15 protein-coding genes are annotated in these 12,541 nt (G+C 65.7%); 7 read left to right on the top strand and 8 right to left on the bottom strand.

Features of this window, described 5'->3' with window-relative positions; translation table 11 throughout:
- Positions 1-21: 21 nt before the first annotated feature.
- Positions 22-273: a hypothetical protein gene (locus VFB18_RS13810; RefSeq protein WP_324976427.1), complete on the top strand. Its 252-nt coding sequence runs from the start codon at positions 22-24 to the stop codon at positions 271-273.
- Positions 274-1,118: 845 nt separating this feature from the next.
- Positions 1,119-3,089 (top strand): alpha/beta fold hydrolase, encoded by a 1,971-nt coding sequence (locus tag VFB18_RS13805; protein WP_324976425.1) that lies wholly within the window; start codon positions 1,119-1,121, stop codon positions 3,087-3,089.
- 24 nt (positions 3,090-3,113) lie between these two features.
- Here VFB18_RS13805 and VFB18_RS13800 read toward each other — a convergent pair whose 3' ends face one another.
- Together VFB18_RS13800 and VFB18_RS13795 are read right to left on the bottom strand one after the other, a co-directional pair.
- Positions 3,114-3,698: a DUF4126 domain-containing protein gene (locus VFB18_RS13800; RefSeq protein WP_324976423.1), complete on the bottom strand. Its 585-nt coding sequence runs from the start codon at positions 3,696-3,698 to the stop codon at positions 3,114-3,116.
- Between the two features lie 127 nt (positions 3,699-3,825).
- Positions 3,826-4,080: a hypothetical protein gene (locus VFB18_RS13795; protein ID WP_324976421.1), complete on the bottom strand. Its 255-nt coding sequence runs from the start codon at positions 4,078-4,080 to the stop codon at positions 3,826-3,828.
- 222 nt (positions 4,081-4,302) lie between these two features.
- Here VFB18_RS13795 and VFB18_RS13790 point away from each other — a divergent pair, with 222 nt between their 5' ends.
- On the top strand, positions 4,303-4,989 hold the full coding sequence (locus tag VFB18_RS13790; RefSeq protein ID WP_324976418.1) for a J domain-containing protein: 687 nt from the start codon (positions 4,303-4,305) through the stop codon (positions 4,987-4,989).
- Between the two features lie 104 nt (positions 4,990-5,093).
- Entirely contained in the window at positions 5,094-5,291 is a 198-nt protein-coding gene (locus tag VFB18_RS13785) for a hypothetical protein (RefSeq protein WP_324976415.1), read from the top strand.
- Positions 5,292-5,318: 27 nt separating this feature from the next.
- Here VFB18_RS13785 and VFB18_RS13780 read toward each other — a convergent pair whose 3' ends face one another.
- Together VFB18_RS13780 and VFB18_RS13775 are read right to left on the bottom strand one after the other, a co-directional pair.
- On the bottom strand, positions 5,319-5,945 hold the full coding sequence (locus tag VFB18_RS13780) for a thermonuclease family protein (protein WP_324976412.1): 627 nt from the start codon (positions 5,943-5,945) through the stop codon (positions 5,319-5,321).
- Between the two features lie 14 nt (positions 5,946-5,959).
- On the bottom strand, positions 5,960-6,850 hold the full coding sequence (locus VFB18_RS13775; RefSeq protein WP_324976410.1) for a polyphosphate kinase 2 family protein: 891 nt from the start codon (positions 6,848-6,850) through the stop codon (positions 5,960-5,962).
- 84 nt (positions 6,851-6,934) lie between these two features.
- Here VFB18_RS13775 and VFB18_RS13770 point away from each other — a divergent pair, with 84 nt between their 5' ends.
- Complete coding sequence (locus VFB18_RS13770) at positions 6,935-7,135, top strand: hypothetical protein (RefSeq protein WP_324976407.1); 201 nt, start codon at positions 6,935-6,937, stop codon at positions 7,133-7,135.
- Between the two features lie 39 nt (positions 7,136-7,174).
- Here the strand turns inward: VFB18_RS13770 and VFB18_RS13765 are convergent, their stop codons facing one another.
- The 3 genes from VFB18_RS13765 to VFB18_RS13755 all read right to left on the bottom strand — a co-directional run bounded on the left by VFB18_RS13765 (position 7,175) and on the right by VFB18_RS13755 (position 10,201).
- Entirely contained in the window at positions 7,175-7,984 is an 810-nt protein-coding gene (locus VFB18_RS13765; protein WP_414675739.1) for a lytic murein transglycosylase, read from the bottom strand.
- Between the two features lie 126 nt (positions 7,985-8,110).
- A complete protein-coding gene (trxB, locus tag VFB18_RS13760; RefSeq protein ID WP_324976404.1) occupies positions 8,111-9,073 on the bottom strand; it encodes a thioredoxin-disulfide reductase in 963 nt (320 codons plus the stop codon).
- Positions 9,074-9,169: 96 nt separating this feature from the next.
- Positions 9,170-10,201 carry a mitochondrial fission ELM1 family protein gene (locus tag VFB18_RS13755; RefSeq protein ID WP_324976402.1) on the bottom strand — a complete coding sequence of 344 codons (1,032 nt, stop codon included), beginning with the start codon at positions 10,199-10,201 and terminating at the stop codon, positions 9,170-9,172.
- Between the two features lie 200 nt (positions 10,202-10,401).
- Between VFB18_RS13755 and VFB18_RS13750 the strand changes: the two genes are divergently transcribed.
- Complete coding sequence (locus VFB18_RS13750; RefSeq protein WP_324976400.1) at positions 10,402-10,923, top strand: Lrp/AsnC family transcriptional regulator; 522 nt, start codon at positions 10,402-10,404, stop codon at positions 10,921-10,923.
- Between the two features lie 12 nt (positions 10,924-10,935).
- Here VFB18_RS13750 and amrB read toward each other — a convergent pair whose 3' ends face one another.
- On the bottom strand, positions 10,936-11,751 hold the full coding sequence (amrB, locus tag VFB18_RS13745; RefSeq protein ID WP_324976398.1) for an AmmeMemoRadiSam system protein B: 816 nt from the start codon (positions 11,749-11,751) through the stop codon (positions 10,936-10,938).
- A 41-nt stretch (positions 11,752-11,792) separates the two neighbouring features.
- Between amrB and amrS the strand changes: the two genes are divergently transcribed.
- A partial coding sequence (gene amrS, locus VFB18_RS13740; RefSeq protein ID WP_324976395.1) for an AmmeMemoRadiSam system radical SAM enzyme occupies positions 11,793-12,541 on the top strand: 749 nt, incomplete at its 3' end.

The following is a 12,541-nucleotide window of genomic DNA, read 5'->3' as shown; positions in this document are numbered from 1 at the left end:
GGCATCAGGAGACTCGACTCGATGAGATCGAACAGGACGACGCCCTATCCGCTGCAGCGTAAGCCGAACAAGCGGCAATTGATCGGCGAGACGCCGGAAGAGGAGGCGGCGCGCTTGGCATTGGAGATCGCGGCGCATCCGGTGACGAAGTGCGAGCCAGGCCAGCGCGGCCCGTCGCTGTCGCGGCCGGGCTGGAGCTCCAAGCCGATCATGTCGCAGAAGGATGCGCGCGAGGCGGAGAGCATCGCCAAGAGGATGATGCGCAAATCCTGATTTCGTTCCGCCGGCCTTTGGTCCGCGCACGGAGCGGCTCGCGCCTGGCCTCCCCGCAAGGGAGGTTGGGAGTCTGCGGCGCATTTCACGTCGCAAAGATATCCCCGCTCTCCGAACCTCGGTTATCGTTGCCTCACCTCGTCCGTTGAGGGGCGCTTTCGCGAGGCGTCGTTGAAGCGGGACGGGGTGCGGCGCCTGCGGGCTCCGTCGCAACGGAGCGCTCGGGCGGCAACGGAGCTCCCCCCGGACCCAATAAGAGGTCCTGCCAGGAGCTGGCTGTGAGGTTCGATCTTGCGCTTCCCGGCGCAAGGATCGAACTGAAGCGGGGCCCGGTGTCGTAGTGAGAACGCCGCAAATGAGCACGCGCTCGGCGTGCGACGCTGCGTTTATGCGCTCAAGGAGCGCGAAGCGCGGTAGCGCGCCAATAAAGAGCGTGTGTGGCGCGCCGAGAGGCGCCCGCCGTGTCTCCCAAAAGGAGATGCGGACACCATAGGTTTGCGCTTTTCGGCGCGCCATCCCCCTCCGGGGGTAGGGCGGGCAACGGGACGTTGCCCACGCGGAATGACGGTGGGCTCCGCCCACCCTACGCTCTTTGACATGACCTCGCGCGTTCCACGCGGCGAGACGCTTGATCCTGCCCTCCAGTCTCACCCGGAGGGGCCGAAAAGTCCTCCCCAGCAAGGGGAGAGATGAAGGCCCTCCGATGCTGGAATGCGGCGCCCGCCGAAACGCGGGCTTTGACCGGGCTCAAGTGGTATGATGCGAAAACGTCGTAAGTCTCCATCCGCGGGACGCAAATCCCCGCATGGGAGGCGGGCATGAGCGGAAGCCACTGCCGGTGTGGCATGTCCTTGCGGGTTCGGGCCGCCGCGTTCACCGTCTTTCTCCTCGCGATCCTCCTCGCGGCCACGGCCGGCGTTTCCCGCGCGCACGCGCAGAGCGCCGGCGATCTCGGCCGTCTGAACCACGAGATCGAGCGGCTCTACGGCGAGAACAAGATCGCCGCCGCCGTTCCGCTCGCCGAGCGCTACGTCGAGCTCGCACGCCAGCGCTACGGCGAGGACAATCCCGAATTCGCCACCGCCCTCACCTGGCTCGGCTCGCTCTACGCGGCCGAGGAGCGTTTGGCCGAGGCGGAGCCTCTGCTGAAGCGGGCGCTCGAAATCCGCGAAAAGGCACTCGGGCCGGATCACCCGCTGGTTGGAACGAGCCTCGCCAATCTCGCCAACCTCTATCAAAGAATGGGCCGCAGCGCCGAAGCGGAAGAGCTCGAGAAGCGGGCCAAGGCGATCCGCGAAAGCGCGGCCGGCTCGGACGAGCTCGAAGCTCTGCCGCGCCAGATCCAGGAGCTGCGCTGGAGCGGAAAGGAGGCCGAGGCGGTTACGCTCGCCGAGCATTATGTGGCCCTTGCCAAGGAGCGCTACGGCGAGAACCAGCCCGATTTCGCGCCGCCGCTCCTTCTGCTCGCCCAGCTCTATGCATCGCAAAAGCGTGCCGCCGATGCCGAGGCGCTGTTCAAGCAGGCCATCGAGATTCGTAGGGCGGCGTTCGGCTCGGACAATGTGCAAGTTGCCGACGCGCTCGTCCCGCTCGCCTATTTTTATCAGAGCCAAGGGCGCTACGAGGAGGCCGAGGCGCTGTTCCAGCGCGTGCTCGTGATCCGCAAGAAGGCTCTCGGGCCTGAGAGCGACGGCGTCGTCAGCACGCTTGAGGCTCTCGCCGGCCTTTACGAGGCGGCCGGCCGCAAGGCCGAGGCCGATGAGCTGTGGGCCGCCGTCCACGAGATCCAGAAGAAGACGCCGCGCCCCTATTTCGCCGAGCTTGAGCAAACGTCTTACGCGGTGGTCAAAGTGTACTACGCCACCGACCGTGCCAAGACCGGCGAGACCGATCCGGCCAAGGTGTATGCCGGCGATCGCGGAGACCTTTCCTTGGGCTTCTGCACGGTGAGCATCCCGCGCGACCACCGCATGGGCGCGCTCGAGGCGCCTTCGGTGTGGCGGCTCGAGTTCAGCAACGATCCCGAGCATTTCGTGGTGCTGTTGTCGGTGACGGAAACCGATCAGGCGAATTTCTACCAGGACGTGACCGCGCGGATGAAGGCCTCGCCCGGCAAGCTCGCCTTCATCTTCGTGCACGGCTACAACGTGACCTTCGCCGACGCGGCGCGGCGCACGGCGCAGATGGCCTATGATCTCGGCTTCGACGGCGTGCCGGTGTTCTACAGCTGGCCGTCGCAGGCGAGCTACGCCGCCTACAAGGTGGACGAGACCAACGCCGAATGGGCGGTGGTCGACTTCAAGAATTTCCTCGAGCAGTTCGCCAGGCAGTCGGGGGCCGACAGCATCTTCCTGATCGCGCACAGCATGGGCTCCCGGGTGCTCGCGGGCGCGCTGAAGGAGCTCGTGCTCGAAGACCCCTCGATCCGCCCGAAATTCAAAGAGATCATCTTCGCCGCGCCGGACATCGACGCCGACACGTTTCGACGCGACATCGCGCCGAAGATCTTCACCGCGACGCGCGCGGCGACGCTCTACGCCTCCTCGGGCGATTATGCGCTGATGGCGTCGAGGACGTTTGCCGGCTATCGGCGCGCTGGCGATGTGGAAGGCGGGGTCACGCTCGCGCCAGGCCTCGACACCATCGATGCGAGCAATATCAGGGCCGATTTCATCGGCCACAGCTATTACGGCGACTCGAGCTCGGTGCTTGGCGACCTCCGCGATCTCATTCTCTTCGGCAAGCGGCCGGAGCAGCGCAAGCGGCTGTCGCCGGTGGTAGCGGGCGCAAGCCGTTATTGGGTCTTCGCGCAGTAATTGGCGATGGCGGCGTACGGCGCCTCAGCGGTCGGGCGTCGGCGACTCGCGCCGCGTGAGCCTGAGCAGGAGGCGAAGCGCGAGCCACAAAAACAGGACGACCAGCAGAAGCGCGATGAGCGGGGCGGCGATGGCGAGGACCGACACGAGCAAAGAACCGCCGAGTTCGGTGGTTGCGACGGCGGCATTGCCGAGGCCGCCGGTGAACACGGTGGACTTGACCCGTAAAAGGGCGGTCGTGCTCTGGATCACGCCGGCGATGCCGCCGCCGGCGATGATCGCCGTCGCCCATTTCACCATCGGCGGGACGTCGGTGATGACCGCGGCCGAGATCACCGTGCCGGCGACGAGCGCTGCGGGCGTCGCCAAGGTGTCGAGCAGGTTATCGACGCCCGGGATGTAGTACCCGAGAATCTCGGCGATCGCGGCTGCGCCGAGCAGGATCAGCGCGGGCGTCGTGCCGAGCCAGGCGAAGCTCGCGGCAAGCGGGAGGTGGCCGGTGTTGGCGGCGATGCTGACCACGAGCATGGGCAGGAACACGCGAAAGCCGGTCGCCGCGGCAAGACCGATGCCGAGCGCCACCGAAAGAGCGATGTCGAAATCCGACATCTGCCTGCCGCCTATCCTTTTTGCGCGGGAGATGACCCCCGCGCATCACTCATGCGCTACCGCTTCGCTGCTTGAGCGCAAGCGCATCACTCACGCGCTACCGCTTCGCTGCTTGAGCGCAAGCGCATCACGGTTCGACGCAAGTCGCGAACACGTGGAAGCCCGGCGCGTTCAGATGCTCGTCGTGCTGCAAGGCCAGCCGCGCCTCGCGGCAGGCCACCATGGTGGTGAAATCGATGACCGTCGTGGTCGCCGCGCTGCCGGAGGTGCCCGCCGCGCCATAGATGGCGAAAATCAGCATCCTGCGCCCTTCGGACTCGGACGCCTGGGCGGCATGAAGCGCAAATGCGCAAAAGATCAGAGTAAGAACAAGACGCATCATTGTATCCCCCGTACTCTGTTACGTGCCTACCTGTTCCGTTCGCGTCTATCGCGCTCACAAGCATACACATTTGCCGGTCCCGAGGGGAGCACGGGGCGTCGCCTCGGCCCGCCGCCGGGCCACGCGAAACCCACGCCCGCGCTAAATTTTGGCCACAACTGAACCCAAGAGTAGGCTTCGCGCGTTGTTCCCTCGAGGGAGGGGAACGTTCGGGGGATGCCCATGATCGATTTGTACCGCCTGCTCGGCATCAAGAGAGGTGCGAGCAAGGACGAAGTGCGCAAGGCCTACCGGCGCAAGGCCAAGGTCGTCCATCCCGACAAAGGCGGGTCGGCAGAGGCGTTCAGCGCCCTTACCATGGCCCAAGAGGTGTTGAGCGATCCCAAGCGGCGCGCGAAATACGACGCGACCGGGGAGATCGAGCAGGCCAAGCCCGACAATTTCGACGGCAGCGCGATCGAGGTCATCGCGCAGAAGCTCGGGCTTCTTATTCATACCGAGCAAGAGCTGACCGGGGTCGATATCGGCGCCCTGATCGAGCAGTCGATTTGCGACGATATCGCCCGGCGCCAAGCCTCGATCGCCGAGCAGACACGCGCGATCGAGCGCGCCGCCAGGCTCCGCGCGCGGGTCAGGCGCAAGGCGGAGGGCGCCGACAACATGCTCGCGCGCGTGCTCGACTGGCACGAGCGCTCGAGCAAGGATCACATCAAGAAGAACGAGGAGGCGGTTGCCTCGATGGAACGCGCGCTGGAGATTCTCGAGGGCTATCTCTTCATCGATGACCGGCCGAAGGTCGAGGCCGAAACCGAGGACCAGGTGGCGGCCGCCTTGCGCGATACGATCGCCACGCTCGACGAGCTCGCCGCGATCCTTGCCGCAAGGCCGAAAGAGGCCGCCGTCGGTTAGCTGACCCGAGCGGACTATCGAGAGCGGCAACGCCGTTGTCTTCCGCACCCGAATCATGCGAGAACAATCCAGGAACGAGGCGCAAGCCGTGGAGCTGTTCTGCCATGCCAAGAATCGCCGCTGAACGGATGCAGAGCCATGTGGCCGTGGGCGTCGTCGAGGTGCGGCGGCGCGTCCCATCGCCGGTGCGGTTCTTTGCCCTCGACGGCTCGATTCGCGTGGTCATCGAGGCCGACAGCGAGGACGATGCGCGCTGCCTCTGCCGCGACATGGGCTACGAGTTCATCGGGCTTTGCGGTTGACGCACCTGCGCCCTGGCCGCGCCGGATTCAATCGCCCTCGCGGGGATGGGCCTGGCGCCAGTCGGACGGACGGTCGAAGGTGCCGCGCCAGATGCCGCGCTTGGCGTCCTTAGCCTCGCTCTCAGCCGCCTGATAGGGATTGCCGGCCGGAGCGCCGAGATCGATGGCGTAGCCCGCGCTCACCATCGCCTCGCCGAGGTCGGGCACGCCTTGCGCGCTGCATACGGCGACGATGCGGCCATAGTTGTCGGTCGCGCGCGCCTCGCAATTCACCCCGCCCGCCTTCAGAAGCGTGGTGAGCTTCGCCTTCGCCGCGCGGCCGCACAGCCAGGACTTGCCGTTGGCATCCTTGCAGGTCTGGTGCAGCTCCGGCGCATCGATGCCGAACAGACGGTATTCGTCGCCGTTACCCGCGCGGATCGAGTCGCCGTCGATCGCCGAGATCTTCGCGTCCGGACCGAAGGCGGGAGGCTTATAGCTGCAATAGCGCTCGATGAGGAGGGCGAGGATGACGACAAGAACGAGCGCGATCAGCTTGCCGAGCATCTGGGCAAGCGCCTTTGAGGATTGGCCCTTGTCGCCCGAATCCTCGCTCCTGGGAGGCGCCTTGGGCGACGGGGCCTTTCCGCTTATTTGGCTGTCGCGGTCGGTCACGGCGCCACCCCTTGTCAGTCCCCGGCGAGGCTCGCGCGCAGGCTCTGGAGCGCGCGCATCTGCGCCTCGTCGAGCGTGGGAAGTTGGGGATTGATCTCTTCGAGCTTCTCGACGATGGCAGAAGACACGACGAGGCGCGTGAACCATTTGTTGTCAGCGGGCGCGATGTACCACGGCGCGTACTCGGTGGCGGTGCCGCGCACCATCTCTTCGTAGGCCTGCTGATAAGCATCCCAAAGCTTGCGCTCGACGATGTCGCCCGCGTTGAACTTGTACTGCTTGGCGGGATCGTCGATGCGCTCGAGCAGCCGCTTCTGCTGCTCCTTCTTGGAGACGTGGAGGAACACCTTGATCAGGGCCGTGCCGTTGCGCGCGAGATGCCGCTCGAAGGCGTTGATGTCCTCGTAGCGCTCGGCCCAGATGTCCTTGGTGATCAGCTTGGGCGGAAGACCCTGCTTTTCGAGGATCTCCTTGTGCACGCGCACGACGAGGACTTCCTCGTAATAGGAGCGGTTGAAGATGCCGATATGCCCGCGCCGCGGCAAGACCAGCGCGGCGCGCCACAGGAAGTCGTGGTCGAGCTCGAGCTGGCTCGGGGCCTTGAAGGGATGCACCTCGCAGCCTTGCGGGTTCACGCCCGACACTACGTGCTTGATCACGCCGTCCTTGCCGGCGGCGTCGAGGCCCTGCAGCACGACGAGGACGGCCCATTGATGCTCGGCGTAGAGCCGGTCCTGGAGCTTGGCGAGCCGCTTCACCCCGTCGGCAAGCAACGCCTTGGCCTCGTCCTTCTCGATATCGAGGCCGCAGCAATCGGCGGGATCGAAGCGGTCGAGCTTGAAGCCGCCGCCGCTCGTGACGCGGTAGCGCTTGAGGATGTCGGAGGCGAGGGCCGTCGTTGCCATCGGCTATCCGACGCGGTTGGCAGACCGAGGCCGCTGGAACCCGCCGCTGCCTGAGGCGTTTGTCGGCGAACACCGGAGGAGACCATGCGAGATCATCGGGACGTCATCTCCGTCGCTGCGGCGACCGCCAGCGGCTTCGCCATGCCCTATCGCACGAGCCGGCCCGTTCAGCCTAACGAAATCGAAGCGGCGGATGCCCTTCTCATCGCACGGCTGAGGCGCAACCCGTGCTGCGCGGTCGCGCTCGCTACTACGCTCAAGGGGGCAAAACAAGCCCAATCCTGAGGCAACGCCGCAACTCGACGCGCCCGGCGCGACACGCGGTTAGCTTCCGTCGATGCGCTTGCCGACGATGGCGATCGTTTGCTGGTACACGTTCGCCGCGTTCCAGCCTTGGATGGCGGCGAAATTGGGCTCGCCCGGCTGATAGCCCGCGCCCCTGATCCAGCCATGGCCCTTGAGGAAGTTCGCGGTCGAGGCGAGCGCGTCGGCCTTGGTGTTCAGGTTGACCACGCCGTTGCCGTCGCCGTCGACGCCATAGAGCAGGATATTCTTGGGCAGGAACTGGGTTTGACCGACCTCGCCGTGCATCGCGCCGCGGGTCTGCGAGCTCATCACGCCGCGATCGACCAGTTCGAGCGCGGCGTAGAGCTGATCGGTGAAATATTCGGGACGGCGGCAATCGTAGGCGAGCGTCGCCACGGCCGAGACGGTCGGCTGATTGCCCATGAATGAGCCGAAGCCCGTCTCCATGCCCCAGATGGTCAGGAGCGGCCCGGGCGGCACGCCGTAGCGTTTCTCGATCGCATTGAACAGGGCGGCGTTGGCCGCTTTCAGCGACCTTCCCTTGGCGGCAATGGCGGCCGCTCCGCGTTTGGCCATGAATTGATCGAGGGACAGCTTGAAGCTGTGCTGGCCGCGGTCGGCCCGGATGGTGCCGACGGAATAGGTCGTGTTCATCAAGGCCGAGATCGCCTGAGGGCCGGCGCCGCGCGCCTGCGCCTCCCTGGCAAACACGGCCTTCCAGTTTTCGAATCCCGCCGCGGTGTTTCCGCAAGGAGCCGCCGAGGCAGGCGTGGCAAGAGCCAGAGCGGCCGCAAGCGAAGCCGCCACTCCGATCCGCAGGTACATCATCGAAGTTTCGCCCTCCAAGTCGCGCACCAAGAAGAGCGCCGGCCCCACCTCCCGGCGTCATTGCCCCCGCGGCGCCCAAGCTATGCGACGGCGCATGGCTTGGCAATGTCCGTGGTTCAGGAGGCGCTATTCGGCGGCTTCGGCGATAGGCTCGATCCCGGCCAGGTAGCGCTCGGCATCGAGCGCTGCCATGCAGCCCATTCCGGCGGCGGTGACGGCCTGGCGGTAGACGTCGTCGGCGACGTCGCCCGCGGCAAAGACGCCCGGCACGCTGGTTGCCGTCGAGCGGGGATGAGTGATGATATAGCCCGAGGGCTTCATGTCGAGCTGCCCTTTGAACAGCTCGCTCTGCGGGGTGTGGCCGATGGCGATGAACACGCCGTCGATCGGAAGCTCGACGATCTCGCCGGTCAGCGTGCTCTTCAGCTTGACGCCGGTGACGCCGAGAGGATGGTCGTGGCCCAGCACCTCGTCGAGCTCGGTGTTCCACATCACATTGATCTTCTCGTTCTTGAACAGACGCTCCTGGAGAATCTTCTCGGCGCGGAGCACGCCCCGCCGATGCACGAGGATCACCTGGTTGGCGATATTGGCGAGGAACAGGGCTTCTTCGACTGCGGTGTTGCCGCCGCCGACCACGATCACGGTCTTGCCCCGATAGAAGAAGCCGTCGCAGGTGGCGCACGCCGAAACGCCGTAGCCTTTGAACTTGGCCTCGGAGGGAAGGCCGAGCCAGCGTGCCTGGGCGCCGGTCGCGATCACCAACGTATCGGCGCTGTAATGCGTGCCGCTGTCGCCCTTGAGCAGGAATGGGCGTCGGCCGAGATCGGCTTCCGTGATGTGGTCGTGAATGATCTCGGTGCCGACATGCTCGGCTTGCGCGCGCATCTGATCCATGAGCCACGGTCCCTGGATCACGTCGGCAAAGCCCGGATAGTTCTCGACGTCGGTGGTGATGGTCATCTGGCCGCCGGGCTGGATGCCCTCGATCAGGAGCGGCTTCAGCATCGCGCGCGCGGCATAGATGCCCGCCGTGTAGCCGGCAGGGCCTGAGCCGACGATGATCATCTTGGCGTGGCGCGATGGCATGGGGCCCCCTCTTAATGCGCGAAGGTTGGCAAGAGGTAAGCGCAAGCGCCCTCCGGTGCAAGGAGGCCCATGCAGCAGGGCTTGGCGATCGGCGAATTATGCTTTGGTTTCAAGGTGGAGCGCACGCCTGATGGCGGAGGCGACCAACTCCGTGTCGTTGATGGGCGTATAGGTCCATCGTTCGAGCTTGCCCTCGAAGGGACGAGTCGCGCCGCGTTCGCGCATCAGCTCGTGGAAGCGGGCAAGCCGGCGCGAGTTGCCCTTGAGCCGCTCGACATAGACGGGTTTGCCGGTGCCCGCCGCCTCGGTGACCATGTTGACCGAGTCCTCCGTGGTGAGGATCGCGTCGGACAGCGCGAGGAAGGCGAAATAAGGATTGTCTCCCGTGCCGTCCCAGACGAAGTGCGGCACGTCCTTGATTGCCGCCGACAAGGCCTCGAGCGAATCGGAGCGGGTGCGCCGCGAAGGCGTCACGAGCAGCGACCCGCCGCTGTCGCGGGCAAGGCTTGCGAGCTTCCGGCCGAGACCGGCGGCGAGCTCGGGCGGAAAGCTGAAGGCGGCGCTTTCGCCACCGAGCAGAACGGCGATACGGGGGTGGGGGAGCGGCTCGACGCGCGAGGCAAAGCGCTTCGCCGCCTCGGCCAGCCTTGTGCCGGTCACGCTGTGCACGGCGCCGAACGTGGTGACGACATTGGGCCCTTCGAAATCGTCGTGGACCGGCGCGGCAACGAGGTCGAAGAGCTGCGGCGGCACTTTGGGATTTTGGATGTGGAGGCCGAAGGCGTGGCCGGCGCGCTTGATGGCAAGGGCGATCGGCACGCTTCTCCGCCCGATGGAGATGACCAGGCGCGGCCATGGCTCGCCGAGCGGCTCGCTGGAGGCCACGAATTGCAGCAGCCAGCGCGGCGGCAGATAGATCTGAAGCCTGGCGGGAAGGAGCCTCATCGCGCCTTTGACGCGGACGCGCTTCAGCACGAAGGGGAGCCCGACGGCTTCGGCGACCGCGATGCCTTGCGCTTCCATGCCGACCGAGCCGTCGGTGACGATCCACGTCTTCTCGGCGCGCGCCTTGCGGCTCGCGGCGATGAGAGCTTCGGCGCCGCTCGACTGCGAGCCGGAACTTGGCACCGCCCCTGGGGTCGCCCCGGCTTGGCTAAAATTTTTGGAATGATGGACGCTCAATTTCTTTTCGATTCTTCCGGTTAGAGGACGTAAAATTGCGCGAAGGCTGGGTGACCCCTCCGAGCGTGCCCAGCCGCCTTCTAGCGCGCGCGGGCTTTCACAGTCCAGCATGCGCTGGTCTTCGCCGGTCGAACGAGAGGTCGAACATGCGCCGTGCGCGCCTCGATGCAACCGATTGGCGCATTCTGCGCGAGCTGTTGGCCGACGGGCGCATCACCAATGTCGAGCTTGCGCGCAAGGTGGGCATCTCGGCGCCGCCATGCCTGAGGCGCGTGCGGGCGCTCGAGGAGGCCGGCATCATCAAGGGCTTCACCGCTATCCTGAACGACAAGGCGCTCGGCTTCGACGTCACGGCGTTCGCCATGATCAAGCTGCACAGTCAGGCCGAGGCCGATCTTATCGCCTTCGAGGAACGCGCGCGGAGCTCGCCGATCGTGCGCGACTGCTACATGCTTTCGGGCGAGATCGACTTCTTGCTGAAATGCGTCGCGCCCGATTTGAGCGCGTTCCAAGATTTCATCATTCATGAGCTGACCGCGGCGCCGAACGTCGCGAGCGTGAAGACCTCGCTCGTCATCCGCGCCTCCAAGCATGCCGAAGGCGTGCCGCTCGAACTTGCGCCAGAGGGGAGTGCCGCGGCGAAGCCGCTCGAACGCGCGCGGAGTTGAGCTGCGGCGCCATCAAGCGCGTGGTGCTGAGAATGCCCAAGCGCCATAGCCGACGACGCGGCTCAGATCGCCGCTCGTGCGGCCAGAATTGCGCAAATCGAGGCGCGCGACGCGCCAGCCGTTCTGTTGCGCGGCACAAAGCGCGCCGTTGAGCGCCGCGTAGCCGCACGCGTCGTAGGGACCGAGTGTTGCGTAGTCTAGGCGCTCGATGGTCGAGGCGGTTGCGAGGTCGCGCGCCTCGGCTTCGCGGTCGCTCAAATAATGCGACAGGTCGGTGCTCACCACGAGGAGGGTGCGCCGGTCCATCACCGCACGGATGACGTCAGCAACCTGTTGCGGAGCGGCATCGCCGACAAGGAGCGGAATTAAGGTAAAGCCTCCCAGCACACCTTGAAGGAAGGGCAGCTCGACCTCGAGCGAATGCTCGGGGGCGTGCGCCCGGTCGTCGAAGCTGACGAGACCGGCGTGGATCAGCGAGGCAACCGCCTCTTCGTCAACGGCGATGTCACCGAGCGGCGTGGCGAAGCTCGCCGCCGAAGAGGCGGCAATTCCGCCGACCGGGACGTAATGCGGTGGACCGACGAGGAGTACGCGCGCGAAACTGCGCCGTGCGCCGGCGATTTCGGCGAAAGCGCTCGCCGCCACGGGGCCCGAATACATATATCCGGCGTGAGGCGCGATCAGCCCAAGAAGATCGCCTTTTCCCGACGCGTGAACCTCCCCGAGCAGGGCCCCGACCATGTTTTCAAGCGCATGCGGCTCACCGGGGTAGAAACTCCCGGCAACCGCTGGCGGTCTGGCGCCGCTATGAGGCTTAGGTGCAGACATGGAGCCGTTGACTCCGACCGGAACCTGCCCATCTTCATAGCATGGAGAACATCGATATCGGCACGACGGTGCCCGGCCGATACTGGCACGGGCTCGCCGACGGCCGCGTGCAATGCGACCTCTGCCCGCGCGAGTGCAAGTTGCACGAGGGGCAGCGCGGGCTTTGCTTCGTGCGGGCGCGCGAGAACGACGGCATTGTCCTCACCACCTATGGCCGATCGTCGGGCTTCTGCCTCGATCCCATCGAGAAGAAGCCGCTCAACCACTTCCTGCCGGGAAGCGCGGTTCTGTCCTTCGGCACCGCGGGCTGCAACCTCACCTGCAAGTTCTGCCAGAATTGGGACATCTCGAAGGCCCGCGCCGACGACCGGCTGCAGCAATACGCCTCGCCCGAGGCAATTGCGCGGGCTGCGGTCGAAAGCGGCGCGCGCTCGGTCGCCTTCACCTATAACGACCCGGTCATCTTCCTCGAATATGCCGTGGACGTGGCCGCCGCCTGCCGCGAAGCCGGGGTCAAGACCGTGGCAGTCACCGCCGGCTATATCGGCGAGGCGGCGCGGCCCGAGTTCTTCGACGCCATGGACGCCGCCAATATCGATCTCAAGGGATTCACCGAGAAGTTCTACCGCAATCTCTGCACCGGTTCTCTCGAGGCCGTGCTCGACACGCTGGTCTACGTCAAGCATGAGACCAAGACCTGGCTCGAAATCACCACGCTGCTGATCCCTGGGGAAAACGATTCCTCCCAAGAGATTGCGGCCTTGAGCGTATGGGTGATGGAAAGACTGGG

Source organism: Methyloceanibacter sp., assembly GCF_035650995.1.
Classification (GTDB): domain Bacteria; phylum Pseudomonadota; class Alphaproteobacteria; order Rhizobiales; family Methyloligellaceae; genus Methyloceanibacter.
Note: the sequence above shows the minus strand (reverse complement) of the source record. Positions and strands in the feature narration are given on the sequence as shown.

Coding starts and splice junctions, on each gene's coding strand:
- VFB18_RS13765 (WP_414675739.1), bottom strand. CDS start 7,984: ATGATGTACCTGCGGATCGGAGTGGCGGCTTCGCTTGCGGCCGCTCTG.
- VFB18_RS13800 (WP_324976423.1), bottom strand. CDS start 3,698: ATGTCGGATTTCGACATCGCTCTTTCGGTGGCGCTCGGCATCGGTCTT.
- VFB18_RS13790 (WP_324976418.1), top strand. CDS start 4,303: ATGATCGATTTGTACCGCCTGCTCGGCATCAAGAGAGGTGCGAGCAAG.
- amrB (WP_324976398.1), bottom strand. CDS start 11,751: ATGTCTGCACCTAAGCCTCATAGCGGCGCCAGACCGCCAGCGGTTGCC.
- VFB18_RS13795 (WP_324976421.1), bottom strand. CDS start 4,080: ATGATGCGTCTTGTTCTTACTCTGATCTTTTGCGCATTTGCGCTTCAT.
- VFB18_RS13805 (WP_324976425.1), top strand. CDS start 1,119: ATGTCCTTGCGGGTTCGGGCCGCCGCGTTCACCGTCTTTCTCCTCGCG.
- trxB (WP_324976404.1), bottom strand. CDS start 9,073: ATGCCATCGCGCCACGCCAAGATGATCATCGTCGGCTCAGGCCCTGCC.
- VFB18_RS13785 (WP_324976415.1), top strand. CDS start 5,094: ATGCCAAGAATCGCCGCTGAACGGATGCAGAGCCATGTGGCCGTGGGC.
- VFB18_RS13770 (WP_324976407.1), top strand. CDS start 6,935: ATGCGAGATCATCGGGACGTCATCTCCGTCGCTGCGGCGACCGCCAGC.
- VFB18_RS13750 (WP_324976400.1), top strand. CDS start 10,402: ATGCGCCGTGCGCGCCTCGATGCAACCGATTGGCGCATTCTGCGCGAG.
- VFB18_RS13810 (WP_324976427.1), top strand. CDS start 22: ATGAGATCGAACAGGACGACGCCCTATCCGCTGCAGCGTAAGCCGAAC.
- VFB18_RS13775 (WP_324976410.1), bottom strand. CDS start 6,850: ATGGCAACGACGGCCCTCGCCTCCGACATCCTCAAGCGCTACCGCGTC.